The following is a 24,247-nucleotide window of genomic DNA, read 5'->3' on the forward strand; positions in this document are numbered from 1 at the left end:
GGTTGTATAGAAGAGGAGGGTGATTTTTTGAAGGGCAGGATGCGGGTGGGAACCATTTATTTACCAGTTTGTGATGTGAAGAGAGCGAAGGAGTGGTATGAAGAGAAGGTGGGCATCCGCAGTCATTTTGTGGATAGAGATAAAGCGATCTTCGACTTTGCCAATTTGAGCTTCTTTCTTGTACGTTCTCCATCGGGGCAGACGTCTGATTTTATTGACGCGGAAGGAGTTGTGCGTCCGTCTCTTACGCTGGAAGTGGATGGGGTCACAGAGTTGGAGGAATTTCGAACCCGTTTAATCGCCGCGGGCGTTTCGGTTGGGGAGTTGGAAGACAGGGGGCACCCGGGCAGAAATTTTATCTTCTTCGATTTGGACGGTAACAGGATTGATGTATGGAGTGGGAGTGGAGAGTATAAGTGAGGGAGGGGGCGGGAAGCAAATCAGGCTTCTTCCTCCCTCTTAAAGGTGTGTTTGGCAGTGACAGCCATCTCCACCTCTTCAATCGTTCGACAATAGCTGGACTCGATGTCCTCGTCCAACTCTTTTGTTTTCGCTTTCATCCAGCGAAGGGTGGTTAAATTTCGGAACCAGTCTCCAGGCTCTGCTTCCTGATGTGTCCAGTCTTCCCATGCCTGCTCAAGTGGAGGGCTGTATATTTTAGGACCCTTATGCTTTCTTCTGCATGGACTTTCTAACAGCTCATGAACCTTCCCTGGTGGTGTTTCCTTTACAAGGCTGAACAAGTCCGGCCAGTAATCGCTTCGTGATCCGGAATGCACATGTGCTTCTGACCACGCTGTAATCTGCTCCAATCGTGACTTTACAGAGAAAAGAGTATGGTATAAAGACTTGCCGAAGAAGACACGCGCATCGACGGCAGAGAAGTGATGAACCGTTCCTCCAATCAGCTTCGTTTTCTTCTGGTTCGGAGTCTCGTAAGGGAATAGGATGTGATTAAAGTCAAGAATGTCCTGCAGCTTAAACATGACTTTGTCCGTCACGGTCTGCATATATTGATGATTCTGGACGACACGTTCCTCAATATACATCTGCTCGTTAACGATCAGGGCTTTGGTGATTCTTTCACTGTTCCCATCGTCCCAGAACTTCTCCCAAAAAGGAAGCATGAACGCAGAAATTCCGAGGGGAGCGAGCAGGTGGAAGAGAGGTCTGCCGATCTGCCTGCTGTGTTGATACAACAGCAATTGCGGATAAGCATCCTGAAAAATAAGCCAGTTTCCCCGCTCCAAAAACACGAAGAAATCGACTTGTTCTTTTCCTGATAATAATACAGGGAGATATTCCCCCTTAAGGTCCGTCATGTTCCACCCTGCATTTCTGGAAACAAGGTGAGCGAGCAGGGACCAGTGCATTTCCGGGTTGTTTCGATAATACTGGAAATATGCTGCAGTTCTGGTGCAGTTGTTCCGGTTCGCCGTTACCGTCTCTTTCCGGATGGCTTCGATGATCTCTTTATCCTTCATCGATAAGGGGTGACTCACGCCCTTCGCTTTCAGCGTTTGTTTCAATTGTTTCTTCAACCAGCGACCGCCGTCCAGCATGCCTGTCGTCTCCTCTCTCACCTTGCCGTTTTTTTATACTACATAGTATCCGCGAAACCTTCCTTTTCATGTAAAAAAAGGAAGGTTATTTTGCACTCGATGACGAATGTCAAAGAATAAGGAACAGGCGTTTTCTTATCCGTTTATCCAAGGATATGAAAAGGGCAGAGGAGGTTATGTCCCATTTATTCCTTTGTTTTCTTCGCAGGGGAAGGAATAAGTGAAGCGTTGGATGAAAGCTGAAAAATCGAAGGAGGGATAGGATGGAACAAAAGCTGTTGTGGACTAATTTTGAAGACCAGGGAGCAGAATTTGTGACGATCAAGCATCAGAAAGATTACATGCAGGCGGAAGGGACGGTCCTGCTGGTCCGTGAAGAGCGTCCTGTACGAATCAGATATTCGATCAAGCTCGGATCCGACTGGAAGACGAAGAAGGTGAAAATATATAAGGAGGACAGGGAGGAGCCGTTTGTCGTCCAGACGGAGAAGGAAGATAAATGGTATGTGAATGGGTGCTATGACGAGAATATGGATGGAGCTACGAATGTGGATCTGTCCATCACCCCTTTATCCAACATGTTTCCGATCAACCGGGTGTCGTGGGAGATCGGGCAGAAGCGGACGTTTAAGATGGTATATATCGACGTGTGGAAAGAAGAGGCTGCGCCTGTACTCCAGACCTACACGTATTTAGGCGTTGACGGCGGAGAACGGGTTTTCCAGTATAAATGCAGAGAATATGAAACAAAGATTTTTGTCGATGAAAGTGGAGTAGTCATGGAATATCCAAGGGTGTTTACCTTGGCTGCTTCTGCACAGTCGGAAGAGAGCGGGGAGAAGCCTCCTTCCACAAATGAAACCATGGCCTTCCACGCGTTTTATTAACTGGTGCTTTCCCTACCCCGTTCCGCGGGGTTTTTGTTTTATACAGGAAGAAGTTTTATACTTAAAGCAGAGTGGACCAATCAGCTAAGAGGAGAGGAAACAACATTCATGAACACGGTAGTTATATTGGCGGAAAAGCCTTCCCAGGCGAAGGCATATGCAGACGCCTTTCAAGTGAAAGAAAAAACGAAAACCCATATTGTCATTAAACCGGACCCCATTTTTCCGGAAGGGGCTGTTATCACTTGGGGGATTGGTCATCTTGCAGAATTAAAGGAACCCCACGATTATAAGAAAGAATGGAAAACGTGGAAATTGGACGAACTGCCGATCATTCCTGATAATTTCCGTGAAAAGGTACAGGCAGGAAAAAGCGCTCAATTCCGGGCGGTGAAGAGCTGGTTCCAGGCGGCGGACATGATTATTAATGCTGCGGACGTCGATCGGGAAGGATCGAATATTTTTTATAGTATACTCCGTCTCACAGGGGTACGTCATAAACCAATTAAGCGTTTGTGGATCAATTCCCTGGAGAAGGATGAAGTCAGGAAAGGATTCCAAAACCTCCAGTCGAACGAACGGGATCTGTTAATGTTCCAGGAAGCCAAGGCAAGGCAGATCAGCGACTGGATCGTCGGCATTAATGCGAGCCGGTTGTTTTCTCTTTTAATGCAGCAAAAAGGTTTTGCCGGAAGTCTCTCGATCGGAAGGGTGCAGTCCCCGACCGTTTATATGATCTACCAAAGGCAGATGGAGATAGAGCAATTCGTTTCTACCCCCTTTTATCAGCTCGAAGGGACCTTTACATCCCGGCAGGGGACTTATAAAGGGATGGCTGAGGTTAAAGCAGATAAGAAAGATGTCGTGGAGGAGCTGTTAATAAAACATAACATCGAGGAAGGTGCCCGGGCAGCAGGAAGCGTGCAGACGGTGGAGAAAAAACGAAAACATATTAAATCTCCGAAGCTTCATTCCTTATCGACCCTGCAGAGTACGGCGAACCGAAAATGGAAGTACAGCCCTTCCCATGTGTTGAAGACCGTGCAGAAGCTGTATGAGAAGAAGCTGGTCTCCTACCCGAGAACCGACAGCCAGCACATAACAAAAAGTGAGTTCAGTTACCTGCGCAATAATCTGGAAGGGTATCAGCAGTCGATGGGAGTGACGTTCCAACCGTCCTCTACCTATCCAAAGAAGCGGTACGTCGATGATGGAAAAGTACAGGAACACTATGCTATCGTCCCCACGAAGAAGGTGCCGACTGCGTCTGCTATAGAACGCCTCACACGCGATGAGACAAACTTATACAAAGAAGTAGTCCTGACGACACTCGCCATGTTTCATGAGGATTATATTTATGAAGAGACAACGATTAAGACGGAAGTTCAGGAACTGCTGTTCACCTCCGTTGGGAGAGTAGAAGTACAGAAGGGCTGGAAGGAATTGTTTCCGACTGGGAAGAAAACAAACGACGAGGACATCCTCCCGCCTGTAAAGCCGGATGAAGGCGTGGAAGCTGTTGTACATATTAAAGAAGGAATGACGAAGCCGCCGAAGCCGTACACCGAGGGGCAGCTGATCAACATGATGAAGACGTGCGGAAAGTATATCGAGGATGAAGCGGATCATGAGATTTTGAAAGAGGTGGAAGGGCTAGGAACAGAGGCCACCCGTTCAGGGATCATCGAGACAATTAAAGTACAGAAGTACATCGAAGTGAAGAAGAACATCGTCAGCATTACAGAGAAAGGCCGTATGCTCTGCGAAGCGATCGACGGTACATTATTGTCGAGTCCGGCCATGACGGCGAAGTGGGAGACGTATTTGAAGAAAATCGGGAACGGACAAGGTTCCAGTGACTCATTTCTTAAGCAGACGGGACAATTCATTCATAAGCTTATAGAAGAAACGCCAGGTCAAGTAGAAAAAGTGAAAGTACGCGCAGCTGCTCAAACAAGAACGGGGGAAGCCATCGCGCAATGTCCAGCCTGTAAGCAGGGAGGCGTGATGGATCGAGGACGGTTCTACGGATGCTCCGCCTATAAAGAGGGATGTAAGCTTTCTTTTCCAAAGCGGATCGCCGGAAAGACGCTTACAAAGCATATGATTAAAACGCTCTGCGAGAAACGGAAGACGAGAGTTCTGAAGGGTTTCAAAGGGAAGAAAAAATTTAATGCAGCGCTGCTTCTGGATGAAAAGAACAAGATAAAATTTGATTTTGAGAATAAAACGAAAGACAATAAGTAACCCTTCATCCATATTTACTTAACATTTATTACAAATAATGTATAATGTTCAGGAAGAGATAGATACAGGGGATACGTAACAAAGGATGGGGATAGGAAATGCCGGATAAGGAAGAAAAGTCCACTGATGAAATGAGTCAGGCGATGGGGAAGAAAAAGCAGCAATATAAATCTGTCCGTATTTATCCGGAAGATTTTCAAGAGTACAGACGTCTGGCATTTCATAATGATACGTCTATTGTAGAGACGATATCACAAGCGCTCGCAGCTTATAAAGAAAAATTCGAAGACGGGAACAGATGAATGGAAGAAGAGTACCAGCATAAAGCTGGTACTCTTTTCGTCTTTTGCAGACTTCATTTGAATAGATGGATCAAGGGAGTGTCTATTCTTTGACTTCATTACCTATTGGGTATATAGTGTGTGGATGGAAAGGCGTGATTGTATGATATTAGCTGTCATTATTCCATTATTAATCCTAATCCTGTTTTCCAAGCGCTATTTACCTGTGTTTGGCTTGAAGGATTTCAACAGGCACCCCTCTTCCTCACTTGAAAAGGGAGTCATCGTCGTGGATACGAGGGATTACCAAGTGTCCTCCAAGGAGGCGTGCGACGGCACGCTGCTTCTCCCGCTTGCGTATCTGCGAAGGTATTACCCGAATATTTCGTCGACCCGCGTTGTGTTGATCTGCGCGGATAAGGTGGAGAGGAACCTGGCCGTGCGTTTCCTGGAACGGAAAGGGTTTAAAGTAGAAGGGTTCTATGTACCGCAGGAAACAAACCGCCTCTCCAAGCCTTGTTTAGGAGAGTAGAATACTGAAAAAAAGAGCTGTCCTTATTAGGACAGCTCTTTTTTATGGGTGCGTTTTCTCTTTCGTTTCTTTCTTTTTACTTCAGCGTTTATTGCTTTATAGAAAGATACGCCCATTAACATAAGAATAATGGAGAATGGAAAAGCAGCGACGATCAGGACGTTTTGCAGCCCCTGTGTTCCGCCGAAATACACGATGATGGCTGCCATCGCTGACAGCGAAACACCCCAAAGGATTTTGACGAATCCCGGAGGGTTCATGGATCCCCCTGTAGAAAGCATCCCCAGGACAAATGTCGCTGAATCGGCGGATGTAATGAAGAATATTGCTATGACAAACAGTGTAAGGAATGACATAACTGTACCGAGGGGATAATGCTGTAACGTTGCAAACGTCGCCGTTTCAACTGGGAATTGTGAGATTTTCTCTATGCCCAACTGCTCCAGGTTCAATGCAGAAACACCGAAAACGGTGAAGAAAATGAAGCAGATCAATGATGGGACGAGTAGAACCCCAAGCATGAATTCTTTAACGGTTCTTCCTTTAGATATACGGGCAATGAATATACCGACGAATGGTGCCCAGGAGATCCACCATGCCCAATAGAAGAGAGTCCAGTCATTAATCCAGCTTCGGCCGTCTTCATCAAGGGGAGCGATCCGGAAGCTCATATCTACGAAATTTGCGATATAACTCCCGATAGAAGAAGTAAACATATTCAGGATGTACAGGGTCGGACCAACGATGAACAGCATGATCATAAGTAGGAAACCGAGTCCCATATTGGCATTACTCAAATATTTGATTCCTTTACTTACACCGGACCATGCTGACGCAAGGAACAGGACTGTTGATACAGTAAGGATAATCAGCTGTACCGTGAAGTTGGTCGGAACGTTGAACAGAAAGGCGAGTCCCTCGTTAATTTGAGCAGAACCGAAACCTAGTATGGCTGCGACCCCTACGACAGTAGCTACAACAGCCATCGTATCCACGGCCTTCCCGAGCGGTCCGTTCATTCGTTCTTCACCGAAGAGAGGAATGAGGGTCGGGCTGATCAGGCCGGAGTAACCTTTGTAAAAACGGAAGTAGGCAAGGACGAGGGCAGTCAAGGCGTAAATCGCCCAGGCGTGGATGCCCCAATGGAAAAATGAAAACTGAAGCGATTGCTTAATCGCTTCGTCACTTCCTTCTTTAGCAATCGGGCTGTTGATGAATGCGTGGGAAATGGGTTCGGCGGTCGTCCAGAACACAAGTCCCATTCCCAACCCTGCGCTAAATAACATAGCAAACCATGTCGGAAGATTGAAATCGGGTTCGTCTGATTCCTTTCCTAATTTAATCGTATTGAACCTCGAGAAAATAAGGTACACACAAAAAATTAAAATCAAAACGACGAGAAGTAGATAATACCAGCCGAAACGATCGGAAACAAACGCAGTTATTGATTCTGTTACATGTTGTAAATGTTCAGGGCCGACAGCCCCCCAAATGATGACAAGCGCACAGATGGCGATGCCATACCAAAATACACTAGATACATTTTTCAAACTTCTTTCACCTCATACGTGTATGTAAGCAGACGCTTCAAACTTCCTCATACCCTGTTTAGGTATAAAGAAAACCAGTGTCTATTCATGATGCCTGACATACTTATTTTTTCGTAAATTTGAGCGACATTTAAGAGCATAACATAAGATTAGAAAACGGCAAAATCACGTAGGGAAGCTTTACAGGAGATGGTTATGCACCTCGACGACCTATTTCTCGTATCCTCTAAATCGTGCTGTAATCGTCCGTTTTCTTTAAGAATAAAACGAAATTGTCTCTTTTTTAAGGTCATGTAAAAAAAGTTAACATAGGTATTGTGAAAATTTTCAGTATTTGCTAAACTCTTAACTAACATACAATGTAATAAAATCTAACATTAGGAGATGGGCTGATGGATTCAACGTTTCTTATGAATAATTTATGGATCATCGTTTGTACAATCCTCGTATTACTGATGCAGGGAGGATTCATTTTACTGGAAGCAGGCTCAACGAGAATGAAGAACGCGGGACACATTGCGGGCAAAACAGTTTTCACTGTAGGGATTGTTTCTTTAGTTTTCTGGGCTGTCGGTTACGGTCTTATCTATGGTGAGGGCAATGCCATCATTGGATTTTCTGATTTCTTTTTCGGTGATGCCACAACGATGGGCGAGGGGCTTGCCGGTTCGGTTGATTTCATGTTCCAACTCGCCTTTGCGGCCATTGCTATGACTATTGCCTTTGGGGGGTTCGCTGAGCGTGCCAAGTTGATCGCTTATGTCATATTCGCTGTTTTGTTTTCCGTTATCATCTATCCTGTCATTGCTCACTGGATCTGGGGCGGCGGATGGCTAGCCGAGCATGGAAAGCAGGATTTCGCAGGATCGACAGTCGTCCATTTGACAGGTGCCATGGCCGCGCTTGCGGCTACGATGATCCTTAAACCGAGGATCGGCAAATACAATAAGGACGGATCATCCAATGAAATTGCGGGACATAACCAAGTATTCACGGCGCTTGGGGTACTGCTTCTTTGGGTGGGATGGTTCGGATTTAATGCGGGAAGTACCTTCGGGGTGGCAGATGCTTTCTTCGGATATGTTGCTTTGAACACGCAGCTTGCAGCTGGGGCAGGTGCGGTTGGAGCCATGCTGATGGTGTGGGTGATCACGGGTAAAGCAGATGTGCCGACAACGCTGAACGGCGCATTGGCAGGGTTGGTCGCCATTACGGCTTCCTGTGCCTTTGTTGAGCCATGGGCGGCTGTCGTTATCGGTTTGATTGGCGGTGCGTTTGTATTCTTCAGTATGCGTTTCTTTGACAAACGTAGAATTGACGATCCTATCTTTGCTCTTTCTGTTCACGGAACGGTCGGAGTATGGGGGACGTTGTCCAACGGTCTTTTCGCTACTCCGGAATTGGCGACCGTCGGGCGCCCCGGGTTGTTTTACGGCGGCGGGTTTGAACAACTTGGAGTCCAGCTTTTAGGTGTCGTAAGCTGTGGACTTTATGCATTCATCGTTTCCTATATTATCCTGAAGGTAATGGATAAATCGATGGGAGGCTTGCGCGTAACGGAAGAGGAAGAAATTATGGGTCTTGACTTGAGTGAGCATGGAGGATATGGATATCCAGAGAACCTGACACCTCCGAAAACGGGTGCTTAAATAAGAATCGGGAAGGGATACGATGTTGGATACTTATGAAGCTTTAAGAGAGTATCGGGATATGAGATTGCAGTCTGCTCTTTATGGCCATAAGGAACTGCACGCACTTCATGATCGTTTGATTACAAGGACGTTTCGTCTGGCCAGGCGGCAGGTAGCGAAAGAGCAGGGGGATCCCCCTGCTCCTTTTGCTTTCTATTTAATGGGTAGTGCCGGCAGAGGTGAGCAGTCGGTTTGGAGCGATCAGGATCACGGCATTCTTTTTTCAGGAGAGGACCATCTACAGGGATACTTCCTGCGTCTTGGAGAAGAAGTGAGCCGTGGGTTGGAAGTTGTTGGTTATGATCGGTGTGAAGGAGAAGTCATGGCTTCCAATCCGCTATGGTGTCAAAGTACAGTTAGGTTCAAGGAACAAATTCGCAGTTGGCTCGAAGCGGAAGATTGGCAGACGCTGCGCCATTTTACAATATTTTTTGATTCGAGGGTGCTGCATGGGGATCCTGTTCTTTTGGAAGAGGTAAAAGCCCATGCGTTCTCACAATTGCACAAGGCCCCTCACCTTTATAAACGCTTGTATGAAAATATGGAATTCATGAAAAAGGGACAGGAGTATTTGGTCAGCTTTTGACGGAACAGACAGGGGAGGGCAAAGGGAAAATAAACGTGAAAGAAACCGTTTATTTTCCTTATGTGAACGCCTTGAGAATTCTGGCACTATGTGAAGGCATCTATCCACCTTCCACCCTGGAGAGATTCCGTGCGCTGTTATCGTATTATCCAAGCCTCTCCGAGTATGAAGATGACTTTCGGAAGTTGTTGGAATACCGAATTCAATGGGGTCGGGATGCGGATCATTATGAAAACGTACATCTGATTTCTCCTTCTATTTTGGATAAGGAAGAGAAACGGTTGTTAAAGCGATGGATGAAGCATGGGAAGCAGTTGGTGTCAGAAACGCGGCACCACATAAGGGGAGGAGGATAAGTATGAACCCCTTCTTTCAATTCGTAAAGGATCTTTCCGGGAGATTGGGGAGCGGTTTCTCTTCCTTGAATGAGAAGGATCCGACGAGCGTGGCCTATATGAGAAGTCTGGAGCGTCAAATGAAAGAGAAGGATGTGCTCTCTCTTCCGTTTAATGACCTTCCGATTACAGTTTTTGACTTAGAAACAACCGGATTTCATCCATATAACGGGGACCGCATCCTGTCCATAGGCGCCGTAAAGGTCAAAAGAGGAGAGGTAGTGAAGGAGGATACCTTCTATTCCCTCGTCTCCTCAGAGGTTCCGCCATCGGATGAAATCACGCAGCTTACGGGAATTACGGAAGAAATGATCCATGGCGCCCCGTCTCTCCAAGAGGTCCTTCGAGAGTTTTATACGTATATTAAGGATGATGTACTCGTAGCACATCATGCATCCCATGAGAAACAGTTCATGCAGCATGCCACGTGGCTTGCTTTAAAGAAGAAGTTTCAGCATCGACTCGTCGATACTTCTTTTCTGACGAGACTCACCCTTAGTGAGGAACACCAACTTAGTTTGGATGCCTGTTGTGACGTTTATGGTATAACGAATGAACAGAGGCACCATGCCCTGCACGATGCGGTAGCAGCAGCGGAAATTTGGGTGGAAAGCGCGCGGCTCGTTCAAGGGCAGGGATATTCCAACTTGAACGATGTCTACGAAAGACTTGCCAATATGGAAGATTGACAGCACAAAAACTTTTTTGTGCTGTTCGGTTATTCAAATAAACGTTGTTTCCTTTCTTTACTTATACTATATTTAATGCATACTACCCCTTTACATACCAACCAGTTAGTATGTAAAGGGGATGAGCAAAAGTGAGTAAGGTGGAGACGGTACGAGGACTTGTACATGTGGATCAATTGGGTAAAACGTTGATTCACGAGCACTTTTTTTTCGGATATCCTGGATTTCACGGGGACTTGACACTTGGCGGCTTCGATTTTGACGAGAAGAAAGCACAGGGCATAAAAACGGCGGCTTTGATGATGGAACACGCCGTCCAAACGGTTGTCGATCCCACGCCCAATGAGTGCGGGAGAGATGTGAAGTTGTTGAGAGCGGTGTCTGAAGCTACAGGCCTTCATATCATCTGCGCGACGGGGTTTTATTATGAAGGAGAAGGAGCAACGCCTTACTTCCAGTTTCGACAACAGCTCGGTACAGCGGAAGAAGATATCTATAGTATGTTCATGACAGAGATTACGGAAGGGATCGAAGGCACGGGAATTAAACCCGGGATCATTAAATTGGCATCAAGCAAGGGCCGGATCACGGAGTATGAGCAGATGTTTTTCCGGGCAGCGGTGCGGGTTCAAAAAGAGACGGGGATTGTCCTTTTGACACATACACAGGAGGGAACGATGGGACCGGAGCAGATAAACTTCCTGACGGACGAGGGCGCGATTCCGGAGAAGGTCGTCATTGGTCATATGTGTGGCACAAGTGACTTAAATCAGCATTTACAAGTATTGAAAAAGGGAGCGTATGTGGCACTCGACCGTTTTGGGCTTCAAGGCATTGTTGGCGCACCGGAAGATGAAGAGAGGCTTGCTGTATTAACGGCCCTTGTAGGCATGGGCTATGAAGATCAGTTGTTTCTTGCTCACGATACGGTAAACACATGGTGGGGAAGGGAGCCCGTTCTTCCGGAAACTTTACAATCCCTGCTTGCCAATTGGCATCCTGATCATCTTTTTAAAAATATCCTCCCGGAGCTCCTTGAGAAGGGGATCCTTTCATCAGAACAGATAACTACGATATTTCATTCCAATGCTGCCCGCTTATTTGGAGGAGGAGCGGTGGAAGGAAAAATGGACAGGCTTGAAACAAAGCATATAAATTAGATCGTACACCGGTTCCGAAAACAGGAACCGGTGTTTTTTTGACGGTCCTCCTGGTTTCATCGCAGTATTCTTTTGGTATGATATAGAAAGTCGATTAAACTTAGGTCGGAAATGAGGGGGTCCTATGTCAAAACCACGCATGAAACTCAGCACGATTATTATGATATTCGTCTGCCTTGTCGTGCTCTTATCTTTGTTGATTACAGATCTCTTAATTACCCGGTCGACCGGCAGTGACATAGAGAACCAGCTGGAAGAAAAGGCCGGGATCGTTTCCAAGACAGTGGCCCAGTCGAGACTGGTTCAGCAGGAACTGGAGAATGGGGAAGCGGACATGGATATACAGGAATATACCATGTCGGTACAGGAAGCTTCTGATGTGTTATTTATTGTTGTCATGGATATGAACGGGATCCGCCTTTCTCATCCAAACCAATCCTTGATTGGAAAGCCGTTTCAAGGAGGAGATGAGCAAAGGGTGCTCGAAGGGAAGACTTACGTATCGAAGTCGGAAGGTACACTCGGGCAGTCGCTGCGCGCTTTTGCTCCAGTAATAAACAGAAAGGGCGAACAAGTCGGAGCGGTGTCCGTCGGTATTTCTCTTGAGGCGGTGGAAGAATCAATTCATCAAAACCAGCGGCAGATTCTTATTGGATCGATCATCGGTGTGCTGATCGGTATCGCTGGTGCTTTTCTGCTGGCTTGGTATATTAAACGGAGTTTATTCGGACTGGAGCCCTATGCCATTGCAAGAATTCATGAAGAGCGTAACCAAATGCTTCACTCGGTGAGAGAAGGTATTATTGCGATTGACCGTGATGGAGTAATTGTGATCGTCAATGAGTCGGCGCGGCGGATCTTTCGAAAAGCGGGTCTCGGCGCCAAAGAACCGATTGGGATGGTCATCCATGATTTTCTGCCGGGAACTTCTTTGGAGCGGGTTTTAAGTACGAAAGAGGGCGAATTGGATGAAGAGCAGGTAATCAACGGGGTGGCCATTATTACAAACAGGGTCCCGTTAATCGTTCAAGAGGAAGTGATCGGTGCCATTGCGACGTTCAGAGACAAGACGGAAGTGAACAGGCTGGCAGAGGAACTGACCGGCGTTAAGCTCTATGCAGACACGCTGAGAGCCCAGTCCCACGAGTTCATGAATCAACTTCACGTCCTGCTTGGATTAATCGAAATGAGAGAATATGAACAGTTGAAGGAGTTCATCGGAACCCTTGTGGAGCATCAGGCGCATGAGGTCGGTCATGTGACGAAGTATATTAAAGATTCCGCCTTGGCAGGTTTTCTTATCGGCAAGATCAGTTATGCGAGGGAAGCGCAGGTTGGAATGACCATCGAGTGCCAGACGGAGATCCCGCCATCTAAAGATCCGGCTTTTTCACACAAATTAATTACCATTCTAGGTAATTTAATCGATAACGCAATCGAAAGTTCCGAAAACAGCGGTCGTAAACGGATCCGCGTCTTCCTTTCTTATATCGACGGCCTGCTGGAGGCTGCTGTAGAAGATCAAGGAACAGGGATCCCAAGGGGAGCTGAAAATAAAATTCTGGAGAAGGGTTTTTCAACCAAGGAAGGATTCCACAGAGGCTTCGGCCTGTTCTTGGTTAATAAAACGGTCGAAGAAGAAGGTGGTACGCTGGAAATGGAGAGGAACGATTCGGGCGGCATGACCTTTACGGTGCTTCTGCCATATGAACCAGGAGGGAAATATCATGATTAAAGTTCTGATCGTGGAAGACGATCCCATGGTGGGAGAATTGAATAAGCAGTATATCCACCAAATGGAAGGTTTTACGACGGTAAAAGTCATCAAAGAAAGTGAGAACGTTCTTCCATATTTGGAAGATGCAGCGGTTGATCTGGTACTTCTGGATATATACATGCCCAAAATGAACGGTTTGGAACTGTTGAAAGAAATTCGCAACCGTAATGCGAATGTCGATGTCATCCTGATAACGGCAGCGTCCGACAGGGAACATATACAAAAAGCGATGCGTTATGGTGCCATTGATTATTTGATCAAGCCGTTTGAATTTGAAAGGTTTGAAGAGGCCGTATTGCGATATAAAGGGCGGCGGAGTAAATGGATTCAGAAAGACCATATGAGTCAAAGAGATCTGGATTCATGGCTGCGGCCTTCGTCGGAAGCGTCTCCTCTTCCGGCAGAACTCCCGAAAGGGTTGACGAAGAACACGCTTCACCGCGTTCATAAAGCAATTCAGGCTAGAAAGGGGGAAACCTTCTCGACGGAAGATCTCTCGGATGCAACCGCCATTTCAAGGGTGTCGATCCGTAAGTATTTGAAATTTTTGAGTCGAATACAATACCTGGAGGAGACGCTCAGTTACGGTGTAGGGCGTCCGATATATCTCTATCAGACGAAAGAAGGGCAGGATCATGTCCTCCATCCATACTTATGAAAGCAGCTTCCGCAGCTGCTTTTTTTAGTTTCAATAAATAAATTAATTTCACAATATGTTCATAAATAACAGAATTTCTTATGATAGGTTCAACAATTGAAAACGCTTACTATAAAGGGAGTGGTGAAATGGCGCAAACAGCAGGTAATATGTATGATCAAAAGCAGACAGGAAATGTCACGGAATTAAAGCAGGAGAAAAGAACGCCGAAAATCTTCGGGTTACCGGTAGTATGGTTCGGAATTTTTGCTGTAATCACGTTGGTTAGTTTATATACTGGTAATCTTCCCGGTGGTATGATCGGCAGTCTTCTCCTGATGATCGTTCTCGGAGAACTACTTGGTTGGATCGGCGACCATACACCGATCGTTAAAACGTTCCTTGGCGGGGGAGCGATCGTAGCCATTTTCGGAGCAGCATTTATGGTCTATATGAACTGGCTCCCGGCGGCTTCGGTCGACAGCATGACTACGTTCATGACGGATGGCGGTTTTCTTAATTTCTACATCGCCGCACTCATTACAGGAAGTATTCTCGGTATGGATAAGCAGGTACTTGTTAAAGTCGGGCTGCGCTATTTCGTTCCGATCTTCGGTTCTTTGATTGGTGCAGCATTATTTGCCGGCCTGCTTGGTGCAATCGCCGGTTTTTCCATTCGAGATGCGGTACTAGTCATTACGATGCCGATCATGGGCGGGGGTATGGGAGCAGGTGCTGTGCCAATGAGTCAGGTTTATTCGGAGTTGATGGGAAATGACCCGGGATACTATATTTCCATGCTTGTTCCCGCACTCGCTCTGGGCAATGTTTTTGCTATCGTCCTTGCCAGTATGCTGGATATGCTCGGTCGAAAGGTTCCTTCCTTAAGCGGTAACGGACAGTTGATGAGTGGTTTCAAAATAAAGGAAGAAAAGCATACGTACGACATTAAGAAAATGGGTGTCGGAATGCTTGCTGCCATAGCATTCTTCTCTCTGGGGGGGCTTCTTGGCGATTTCATTCCTCTTCATCCATATGCGTTAATGATTATCCTGGTAGCTGTAGCCAAAATAGCGGATGTCATTCCGCAAACGGTCCTGGACGGTGCCAGTCAGTGGTATAAATTTGTTGCATCCAATTGGACGCTTGCCCTGTTATTTGGAATCGGTATCGCTTATACGGATTTAAATACTGTCATCGAAGCGTTGACACTTCCTTACATTCTAACTGTTTTCGGGGTAGTCTTCGGTGCGATCATCGGCGCCGGTCTGCTTGGAAAGCTGGTCGGGTTCTATCCAATAGAATCCGCCATTACAGCTGGTCTGTGTATGGCGAATATGGGTGGTACGGGAGATGTGGCTGTTCTTTCTGCCTCGAAGCGTATGGAGCTTATGCCTTTTGCGCAGATTTCTTCCCGTCTTGGAGGAGCGCTGATTCTGCTTCTTGCCGGTCTGCTTGTTCCCTTGTTTATATAAGATAAAGACCGCTTTGTGAATAGGCAGAGCGGTCTTCCTTTTTATAGGTAGACTACACCCTCAAAAGGCTGAGCGAAGACGAATGATTATATAAGTGGAAAAGAAGTACATGAGGAAAACCAACTTTTGTCACCCGCCGGGTGACAAAGTTGGTTTTCCTCTTTCTTGTGAATATGCAAGCGCTATCCTATCATAAAACATGTAACGATAAACGATTTATGAAAGGAAGAGGAAAGTGGCAGAATCAAACATTAAAGTAAAAGTTCAGAAGTTTGGTAACTTCCTCAGTTCAATGGTATTGCCTAATATCGGCGCCTTTATTGCTTGGGGATTAATTACGGCTTTATTTATTCCTACTGGTATTATCCCAAATGAAAGCCTTGCCAATCTGGTGGATCCTATGGTTTATTATCTGCTGCCTCTATTGATTGGTTATACAGGCGGTAAGCTTGTCCATGATCAACGTGGAGGAGTGGTAGGTGCCATTGCAACGATGGGAGTGATCGTCGGGGCACCGGAAACACCGATGTTCCTGGGTGCTATGATCATGGGGCCGCTCGGAGCATGGGTGATTAAGAAGTTCGACCAGATGATCGAAGGTAAAATTCGGGCAGGATTTGAAATGCTCATCAACAACTTTTCCGCAGGGATACTCGGTGGCCTGCTGGCCATCCTTGCTTATCTCGGTATTGGTCCGGCCGTTGACGCCTTTACAGAAGTCCTGGTAGCAGGAGTGGACTGGCTGGTTGGAGCAGGATTGCTTCCTTTGACAAGTCTTCTCATAGAACCTGCAAAAATATTGTTCTTAAATAACGCCATCAATCACGGCGTTCTTTCTCCGATCGGGCTGGAACAGGTTCAACAAGGCGGAAAATCCATCCTGTTCTTATTGGAAGCAAACCCGGGGCCGGGTCTTGGTGTCTTACTCGCTTTCATGATTTTTGGAAAAGGTACAGCAAAGAGGTCGGCACCTGGAGCAGGTATCATCCATTTCTTTGGCGGTATTCATGAAATCTACTTCCCGTATGTGCTGATGAAGCCGCTGCTCTTTGTATCTGTAATTCTGGGAGGCATGAGCGGAATCTTTACGCTGGTCCTCTTAAACGGAGGCTTGGTGTCACCAGCTTCCCCTGGTAGTATTTTCGCTATTCTTGCCGTCACACCGCCGCAGGGCGTGTCGTACGTGGCAAACATTGTCGCTATCCTGGTAGCGACAACCGTCTCTTTCCTCGTCTCGGCCGTCATATTGAAATCAAGTAAGGCTGCAGAAGAGGATATCGATCAAGCTACAAAGAAGATGGAAGAAATGAAAGGGAAAAAGAGCTCTGTTTCCGGACAATTGAATCAGGGTACCCTTCCTCAAGAGGTCAGCAAGGTTGTTTTCGCCTGTGATGCAGGTATGGGATCAAGTGCAATGGGAGCCTCTCTTTTACGTAAAAAGATGAAAGAAGCCGATCTTGATATTAAAGTAACGAACACATCAATAAGCAATCTTCCTTCGGATGCGGAAATCGTAATTACACAGGAAGAATTGACACCACGTGCCAAAAGCAAGCTTCCATCCGCTCATCATATTTCCGTAGATAACTTTTTATCAAGCCCGGAATATGAGAAACTGATTACGAGCTTGAAGAAAGACACCAGCGACAAGGTAGACAACAAAGAGCCGGCTGCTGGAAATGATGGAAAGACAGAACAGACTTCCGGTCAAGAGGAGGAGCTCTTGAAAGAGGAGAACATCTTTATGAACCAGCACTTTTCCACAAAAGAGGAGGCCATTCGTTTTGCTGGTGAAGCACTCGTTAAGGCCGGTTGTGTGGAAGACGATTATGTTGAAGCTATGCTGGAGCGGGAAACCATTACTTCTACTTATATGGGTAACAATGTAGCTATTCCTCATGGTACGGAAAATGCGAAGAAAGCTGTCATTAAATCAGGGTTTACCGTTATTCAAGTCCCGGATGGGGTTGACTTTAACGGAGAACCGGCGAAGCTGATCTTCGGTATTGCCGGAAAAGACGGAACGCATTTGGAAATTTTGTCAGGCATTGCTGTTATTTGTTCGGAACAGGACAATGTTGACCGCATGGTTCAGGCTAAAACCGCTAAAGAGTTGAAGGATATTATCAGCAGCAATTGATGGACATTTGAGAAAGGCGGAATTTCCGCCTTTCTCTTTGCATGGATGGACAAGATTAACCGGCACCTTTAAAGAAATGAGAGGATCGCATGTTTATTACATCCAAGGAAAAAGCAATCATCGATTTAATTGTAAGAACATCAGGAAAGCATACTGTCTATTCTCTTTCCGCAGCGCTTGAGGTAAGCGGAAGGACAATTCAACGAAATTTGAAATCTATTGAAAAGCTTCTTCAAACGTACCATTTGACATTGAAGCGGACAAAAGAAGAAGGTTTATTTATTGACGGTAGGAATGAACACATTTATAAGCTCATTCAGGACCTCGCCGCCGTCCATACGACCGATGAAACCCCGGAAGAAAAAAAGCTGAAACTTCTTCTCATACTGTTCCGGGAAGGGCCTTCTTTCAAGAAACAAGTCCTCTCCAACCAACTTGGGGTGAGTATTGCAACTCTGGATGCCCACTTGGAGGACTTGGAGAGCTGGTTAAAGAAATTCACGATTGCCATCTCCAAAAAAAGGGGAGTCGGCTTGGAGCTTTCGGCATCAGAAACAAGCATGCGTCAGGCTCTTGCAAGTTTTATTCTCGCCTATTTCTATGAAGAGATCATGGAGCAGTTTTATCTTTTGAAAGAAGAAAAGCACGGAGGAGAGGATGTGCTCGGCTATTTGCATGCCGGATACCTGCTGCTTGCGGATGAAGCGGTAAGTGTTCCGTTTGAAGAAGAACAGTGGAAACTTGTGGATGTGGATTACCTCGGCTTCCTTATCCATTTATGTCTTTCCATTCAAAGAACCCAGGAAGGTCACCTTCTGGAACCGATAGACATGGATGAAGAGGCCATGGCGGAACACCGGGTAGTGAAGAGGATAAAAAGCAGGTTGTTCGAGAAAGACATAACGATGACCGAAGAAGATATCCAGTATTTAACGATTGTACTTAAGGGTTCTAAGGTTCAGAGCGATCAGAAAATCTATGATGATAAAATTCTCCTCAGCCATATGATCAGGAAAGTGATCCGGGAGGTTTCATTAAATCTCCATGAAGATATGACTGATGATTTTTCTCTTTTCCAAGGGCTTGTTGCTCATATGGGACCTTCGATCTTCCGACTGCAGCAGCAAATGGATTTATATAATCCATTGAAAGAAGAAATAAAAGCGAAGTACCCTGTCTTGTTCATGGCCGTCAAACGAAGCCTGGAAACGGTATTTGAAGACATGGAATTCCCAGATGATGAGGTTGCCTTTATCGTTCTCCATTTCGGTTCCGCCCTCGTCATGAAAGAGGAGCGGGTAAGAATTAAAGCGGTGGTTGTCTGCCCGACGGGAATCGGGGCTTCCAAAATGCTTGCCAGCAGAATCCAAAAAGAACTTCCGATGATTCAGGACGTGGATATTTTATCCATTCATGATTTTCAAAATGCAGATCTAAACCGATATGATATTGTCATCTCGACGGTCAGGCTTCCGTTTTCAGGAGTGGAGTATATATTGACAAATCCATTGCTGAAGGAAGAGGATATTGATGTGATTCAAGCGTATCTTCAAAATAATGTGGATAAATTGACCACGAAGGCAGAGTGGAGCACGGCTGCTAAGGAAGAACAGCCGTCGCCGCCTGTGAAGACCAAAGTAAAATCACTTCTTCAAGAAATTCGTGATGTTCACCGGAGTATGGATTCCATTCTTCACCATTTCCGTGTCTTCAGGAAAAAAGAAGCGGAAAGCCACTGGGACGTTTTGCGAGAAATGGTGATACAAGCAGACAGGGACGGAATTCTGGACTATCCCGATAGAGTCATAAATCGGTTGAGGGAACGGGAACAAATGGGTGGACTCGGTATTCCCGCTACGAGTATGGGGCTGTTCCACTGCCGTGATGCTAATGTCAAAGAGCTGACGTTTCAGGTGGCGCATATGGATAAGCCGGCGGTCGTCAAAGGGATGGACGGCGGTCGGGTTGCAATGAAGAGTTTACTACTCATGCTTGCACCGGAAGATTTGAGCAATAGGGAGCAGGAGATATTGAGCATGATCAGCACCGGGCTTATTGAGGATCAGACATCAATGATGATTTTTTCCTCATCTAATCATGCGTTGATAATGGAAAAATTGGAGGAGTTGTTCTTAGACTATCTTCAAACTAAACTAATAAAGGAATGATAACATTGAGTAAAACGGTCCATTTTGGAGCAGGAAACATAGGACGTGGATTCATCGGAGCTCTATTTGCTAAATCCGGGTACCATGTCACATTCGTTGATATTGCAGATACAGTAATAGATCGATTGAACGAGGAAAAGGGTTATGACGTGAAAATGGCCTCGGAGAGTGGGGAGTCGGAGCGGATCAATAACGTATCCGGCCTTAATAACAGAACCCAGGAGAATGAGGTGGTAGCCGCAATTACGGAAGCTGCCTTTGTTACAACGGCCATCGGTCCGAACATTCTACCAAGAATTGCCCCTCTCATTGCCAAAGGAATTGTCGAGCGGACGAAGGAGTCGGATGAGAAGCTGTATATCATTGCGTGTGAGAACCAGATCGGTGCGACGGATATCTTGAAACGCCACATTCTAGAACAGCTGGACGAGGAGGAGAAGGCAAGTCTTAAAGGACAGGTGTACTTCTTCAATTCCGCCGTGGATCGGATTGTACCGATTCAGGACCAAAGCTCTCTTGATGTCCTAGTTGAACCTTATTATGAGTGGGTGGTAGAAGCTCCAGCATCCATTCCTTCTGTGGAAGGAATGACCATCGTCGACGAACTCGATCCTTTCATTGAGCGGAAGCTTTTCACTGTAAATACCGGACATGCGGTTATCGCCTATCTCGGTTATCTCTCGGATAAAGCAACGATTCATGAAACTCTCCTTGACGAGGCTATCAAACAACAGGTCCATGCTACGTTGAAAGAAACGGGAGCCTATCTCATACATCGATACGGGTTGGAAGAACAGGCACATGAAGCCTATATAGAAAAGAATATTGAACGTTTCCAAAATTCTTATTTGAATGATCAGGTAACCCGTGTAGGAAGAGCACCTATTCGAAAATTAGGACCGGCTGACCGATTGATCCGGCCCGCTGTCCGTGCGGAGGAAGCTGGGTTGTCTTATACCATGCTTGCAGAAGCCATTGCAGCAGCGCTCCAGTTTGACTATCCGGAGGATGCAGAAGCGGTGGAAATGCAGAATATGATTCGTGACAAAGGGGTAGCGGCTGTTTTAGAAGAAGTGAGCGGCTTAGAGGAAGACCATGCCGTTGCTCAGGAAGTCATACGTATATACAAACAAAAGACAGCGGAATAAAGCTGCAAAGAACCAGTCGTGAGGAAAGCGGCCGGTTCTTTTTTTTCTTCATAGAAAGTTGAATAGACACTTCTGTTTAATAAAGGTAAAATATGGTTGAACAGGAGGGGGAGCATGAGTAAATTTGTTTGTATTACTTGCGGGGTTCAGTATCCGGAACAGAAAGAAGAGCCCGAATATTGTTCGATTTGTTTGGAGGAGAGGCAGTATGTCCATCCGGATGGACAGCAATGGACGACGCATAAAGACATGGTGGGCGGCGGAGTCTTCCGTAATGAGATAAAGCAGGTGGAAAAAGGACTTTACAGCATTACGACGGCTCCGTCATTCGGTATTGGACAGACGGCTTACCTCGTCTTGGGTAAAGAGTATAATGTCTTGTGGGATTGTATCACCTACTTGGATGAAGCGACGATCGAGCAGATAGACGCGCTTGGCGGGGTGGGTGCGATCGCTTATCTCACCCTCACTATTATTCCCGCCAATTAGACTGGGCAGAAGCGTTCAAGGCTCCGATTTACATTCATGCCGATGATGCTGACTGGGTGATGGAACCTGGTGATGCCATTCAATTATGGGAGGGCGAAGTGAAGTCTTTACAGCCGGGAGTTACGCTTCACCGGCTGGGCGGTCATTTCAAAGGAGGAGCCGTTCTGCACTGGGAGCACGGATTGGAAGGGGACGGGGTCCTTCTTTCCGGCGACATCATTCAAGTCGTCCAAGATACAAACTGGGTCAGCTTCATGTACAGTTATCCTAATTTGATTCCTCTGCCTGCAGAGAAAGTGAGACATATGGTGGATAGAATCGAAGGAAAGAGGTTCACTCGTCTATATAACGCTTTTCATAAGACCGTAAGGAAAGACGCGGATGCAGTCGTACAACGGTCCGCTGATCGCTACATACAAGCGTTGGAAGGCGAACTTTTTTCCACTTAAACAGAGAATTCCGAGTCGTTTGACAATGGTTCGCTTTCCCTTCTGACCTTTGATAGAATAAGCAGGTAGGATGCAAATTTGTTGTAGAAGAAGGGGAGAGAGTCAATGGGAAAGCCTGTCTATTTGAATCATGACGGCGGCGTGGATGATTTGGTGTCGTTGTTTTTACTTTTACAGATGGAAGAAGTGGATCTTCTTGGAGTCGGAGTCATTCCGGCAGATTGTTACCTGGAACCAGCCGTTTATGCAAGCAGAAAAATCATCGGCCGATTTGGAAAAGGGAAAGAGGTCGAGGTTGCTGCTTCCAATTCACGCGGGAAAAATCCTTTTCCGAAGGATTGGCGGATGCACGCTTTTTACGTAGATGCCCTACCGTTATTAAACGAGTATCCGGATAGGCAGTCGGAGCCTGTGGGTGTCCCTGCTCATGAGCATTTGGTCGATAAGGTGACAGAGAGCAAAGAGCCGGTGACGCTCGTATTCATTGGACCGTTGACGGATCTTGCAAGAGCCTTACAGTTGTCTCCTGAAATCGAATCCAACATAGAAAGGTTAGTCTGGATGGGCGGGACGTTTCTAGAGGAAGGTAATGTGGAAGAACCGGAACATGATGGAACGGCGGAATGGAATGCTTACTGGGATCCGGAGGCGGCCGCCCGCGTTTGGGAAAGTTCCATTCCCATTGATTTAGTTGCGCTTGAAAGTACAAATATGGTTCCTCTGACGCCGGAAGTTCGACAGGATTGGGCTTCCAAACGAGAGGATATCGGTATCGACTTTCTGGGTCAATGCTATGCGATGGTTCCCCCGCTTGTCCACTTCCAGACGAATTCAACGTATTTCCTTTGGGACGTACTTACGACAGCGACCGTTGGAAAGCCTGATTTAGTCAAGAAGAAGGTTGTGAAAAGCATTGTCATCGAGTCCGGAGCCAGTCAGGGGAAAACAGAGATTGCGGAGGATGGAAGAGACGTCTCTCTCGTTTATGAAGTGGATCGTGATCAATTCTTCCATTACATAACAGACCTTGCCCGGCAAGGATAAACAAAGGCATGTTCCTATTGGAGCATGCTTTTTTCATTCCCCTCTTGGAAAACTACTTCTTCTAATGATATGATGGTATTTTTGCAAAAGGCACGTACACACCATAGAAGGAGTGGGAAACATCATGAATCAAATCTTATGGGGAATCGGGGGCATGCTGACGGTAGTAGCATTAGCGGTGCTTCTGTCTACAAACAGACGCCTCATTAATTGGAGAACCGTCGGTGTCGGCATCTCCCTGCAGCTATTCTTCGCATTTCTTGTCTTTCAGACCAGTGGGGGCCGTGCGGTCCTTGACGCCATGTCCACTGGTATAAGCACGTTGATCGATTATACAACAGAAGGGATTTCCTTCCTTTACGGCCCGCTTATCGATCATGAGGGCATGGGAACGATGTTTGCTTTCCAAGTCCTTCCGACCGTCATTTTCTTCAGTTCTTTGATTGCTGTTCTTTACCACCTGGGGGTCATGCAAGTGGTCATTAAATGGATCGGCGGCATGCTCTCGAAGCTGCTTGGGACAACGAAAGTCGAAAGCATCAATGCAGCTGGAAATATCTTTGTCGGACAGACGGAAGCACCTTTGCTAATCCGTCCGTTCATCTCTTTTATGTCGAAGTCAGAGCTTTTTGCAGTCATGACCGGCGGGTTCACCTCCATCGCAGGCTCTACGCTTGTTGGATATACGCTGCTCGGAATTCGTGCTGATTATCTTTTGGCAGCCTCTTTTATGGCAGCACCAGCTGCATTGGTTCTCGCCAAAATCATCGTCCCCGAGACGGAGGACAGAGTAGAAACAGCAGAAATAGTGGAGCCGGAGGATGATGATTCAGCGAACGTTTTTGATGCGATTGCGAACGGTGCAACAGCAGGTTTAAAGCTTGTCTTGAATATAGGGGCTATCTTACTTTCCTTTATTGCTATCCTTGCGCTGATGAACGGGATCATCGGATATGTCGGCGGCTTTTTCGGTATTTCCATTACGATTGAGAAGCTTCTTGGCTATCTTTTTGCACCGATGGCATTCGTAATTGGGGTGCCTTGGGAGGAGGCGGTCCGTTCTGCAAGCTTCATCGGGCAGAAACTAGTCGCCAATGAATTTGTCGCATTCACCAGTCTCGGGGAAGTCAAGGAACAGTTGAGTGAGAAAGCAGAGATTGTAACGACGTTTGCGTTGACAGGGTTCGGCAGCCTTTCCGGAATCGGGGTACAGATAGGGGCCTTGGGCGGTCTCGCTCCGGACAGACGCAAAGATGTTGCGAGGCTGGGTCTCCGGGCTGTCGTGGCGGCGACTCTAGCTAACTTTCTATCAGCAAGCATAGCGGGTATGTTTCTATAAG

General features: G+C 46.5%; 20 protein-coding genes and 1 pseudogene. 19 read left to right on the plus strand and 2 right to left on the minus strand.

The genetic code is table 11. The features are described 5' to 3' along the window. Positions 1-27: 27 nt before the first annotated feature. On the plus strand, positions 28-420 hold the full coding sequence (locus D479_RS16630) for a VOC family protein (RefSeq protein WP_008639298.1): 393 nt from the start codon (positions 28-30) through the stop codon (positions 418-420). 20 nt (positions 421-440) lie between these two features. On the opposite strand, the gene D479_RS16635 is transcribed toward D479_RS16630, so the two are convergent. Next, positions 441-1,562 carry a DUF2515 family protein gene (locus D479_RS16635; protein WP_008639299.1) on the minus strand — a complete coding sequence of 374 codons (1,122 nt, stop codon included), beginning with the start codon at positions 1,560-1,562 and terminating at the stop codon, positions 441-443. Between the two features lie 263 nt (positions 1,563-1,825). On the opposite strand from D479_RS16635, the gene D479_RS16640 reads away from it, so the two are divergent. The 4 genes from D479_RS16640 to D479_RS16655 all read left to right on the plus strand — a co-directional run bounded on the left by D479_RS16640 (position 1,826) and on the right by D479_RS16655 (position 5,509). Continuing rightward, complete coding sequence (locus D479_RS16640; RefSeq protein ID WP_008639300.1) at positions 1,826-2,449, plus strand: putative glycolipid-binding domain-containing protein; 624 nt, start codon at positions 1,826-1,828, stop codon at positions 2,447-2,449. 108 nt (positions 2,450-2,557) lie between these two features. Next, positions 2,558-4,696 carry a type IA DNA topoisomerase gene (locus tag D479_RS16645; protein WP_008639302.1) on the plus strand — a complete coding sequence of 713 codons (2,139 nt, stop codon included), beginning with the start codon at positions 2,558-2,560 and terminating at the stop codon, positions 4,694-4,696. Between the two features lie 98 nt (positions 4,697-4,794). Further along, positions 4,795-4,998 (plus strand): hypothetical protein, encoded by a 204-nt coding sequence (locus D479_RS16650; RefSeq protein WP_008639303.1) that lies wholly within the window; start codon positions 4,795-4,797, stop codon positions 4,996-4,998. A 142-nt stretch (positions 4,999-5,140) separates the two neighbouring features. Then, the gene (locus tag D479_RS16655; protein ID WP_008639304.1) at positions 5,141-5,509 is read left to right on the plus strand and encodes a hypothetical protein; all 369 of its coding nucleotides are present in this window, start codon (positions 5,141-5,143) and stop codon (positions 5,507-5,509) included. 26 nt (positions 5,510-5,535) lie between these two features. Here the strand turns inward: D479_RS16655 and D479_RS16660 are convergent, their stop codons facing one another. Further along, a complete protein-coding gene (locus D479_RS16660) occupies positions 5,536-7,059 on the minus strand; it encodes a BCCT family transporter (protein WP_008639305.1) in 1,524 nt (507 codons plus the stop codon). 392 nt (positions 7,060-7,451) lie between these two features. Here D479_RS16660 and D479_RS16665 point away from each other — a divergent pair, with 392 nt between their 5' ends. The 14 genes and pseudogenes from D479_RS16665 (at position 7,452) to D479_RS16725 (ending at position 24,246) form a co-directional block, all read left to right on the plus strand. Beyond that, positions 7,452-8,708 carry an ammonium transporter gene (locus tag D479_RS16665; RefSeq protein WP_008639306.1) on the plus strand — a complete coding sequence of 419 codons (1,257 nt, stop codon included), beginning with the start codon at positions 7,452-7,454 and terminating at the stop codon, positions 8,706-8,708. Positions 8,709-8,730: 22 nt separating this feature from the next. Then, positions 8,731-9,336, plus strand: coding sequence for a DUF294 nucleotidyltransferase-like domain-containing protein (locus D479_RS20000; protein ID WP_051989403.1), 606 nt, complete (start codon positions 8,731-8,733; stop codon positions 9,334-9,336). Continuing rightward, positions 9,333-9,692: a putative nucleotidyltransferase substrate binding domain-containing protein gene (locus D479_RS20005; protein WP_051989404.1), complete on the plus strand. Its 360-nt coding sequence runs from the start codon at positions 9,333-9,335 to the stop codon at positions 9,690-9,692. Before D479_RS20000 ends, D479_RS20005 begins: the two co-directional genes overlap by 4 nt. A 2-nt stretch (positions 9,693-9,694) precedes the next feature. Then, positions 9,695-10,420, plus strand: a complete 726-nt coding sequence (locus D479_RS16675; protein ID WP_008639309.1) for an exonuclease domain-containing protein — start codon at positions 9,695-9,697, stop codon at positions 10,418-10,420. A 131-nt stretch (positions 10,421-10,551) separates the two neighbouring features. Beyond that, the gene (locus D479_RS16680; protein WP_008639310.1) at positions 10,552-11,580 is read left to right on the plus strand and encodes an aryldialkylphosphatase; all 1,029 of its coding nucleotides are present in this window, start codon (positions 10,552-10,554) and stop codon (positions 11,578-11,580) included. 124 nt (positions 11,581-11,704) lie between these two features. Next, on the plus strand, positions 11,705-13,315 hold the full coding sequence (gene dcuS, locus D479_RS16685; RefSeq protein ID WP_039871680.1) for a DcuS/MalK family sensor histidine kinase: 1,611 nt from the start codon (positions 11,705-11,707) through the stop codon (positions 13,313-13,315). Next, entirely contained in the window at positions 13,308-14,015 is a 708-nt protein-coding gene (locus tag D479_RS16690) for a response regulator (protein ID WP_008639312.1), read from the plus strand. Before dcuS ends, D479_RS16690 begins: the two co-directional genes overlap by 8 nt. A gap of 128 nt (positions 14,016-14,143) precedes the next feature. Then, positions 14,144-15,469, plus strand: coding sequence for a 2-hydroxycarboxylate transporter family protein (locus tag D479_RS16695; RefSeq protein ID WP_008639313.1), 1,326 nt, complete (start codon positions 14,144-14,146; stop codon positions 15,467-15,469). A 235-nt stretch (positions 15,470-15,704) separates the two neighbouring features. Then, positions 15,705-17,609, plus strand: a complete 1,905-nt coding sequence (locus tag D479_RS16700; protein ID WP_008639314.1) for a PTS mannitol transporter subunit IICBA — start codon at positions 15,705-15,707, stop codon at positions 17,607-17,609. Between the two features lie 89 nt (positions 17,610-17,698). Next, positions 17,699-19,777, plus strand: a complete 2,079-nt coding sequence (locus D479_RS16705; protein ID WP_008639316.1) for a PRD domain-containing protein — start codon at positions 17,699-17,701, stop codon at positions 19,775-19,777. A gap of 5 nt (positions 19,778-19,782) precedes the next feature. After that, the gene (locus tag D479_RS16710) at positions 19,783-20,925 is read left to right on the plus strand and encodes a mannitol-1-phosphate 5-dehydrogenase (protein ID WP_008639318.1); all 1,143 of its coding nucleotides are present in this window, start codon (positions 19,783-19,785) and stop codon (positions 20,923-20,925) included. A 114-nt stretch (positions 20,926-21,039) separates the two neighbouring features. Beyond that, positions 21,040-21,863: pseudogene (locus D479_RS16715) on the plus strand (hypothetical protein). Between the two features lie 105 nt (positions 21,864-21,968). Continuing rightward, entirely contained in the window at positions 21,969-22,907 is a 939-nt protein-coding gene (locus D479_RS16720; RefSeq protein WP_008639322.1) for a nucleoside hydrolase, read from the plus strand. A gap of 124 nt (positions 22,908-23,031) precedes the next feature. Next, a complete protein-coding gene (locus tag D479_RS16725) occupies positions 23,032-24,246 on the plus strand; it encodes a NupC/NupG family nucleoside CNT transporter (RefSeq protein ID WP_008639324.1) in 1,215 nt (404 codons plus the stop codon). The last annotated feature ends 1 nt before the right edge of the window (position 24,247 follow it).

The sequence above is a fragment of the Halobacillus sp. BAB-2008 genome (genome assembly GCF_000328325.1).
In the GTDB taxonomy this organism is placed as follows: Bacteria; Bacillota; Bacilli; order Bacillales; family Halobacillaceae; genus Halobacillus.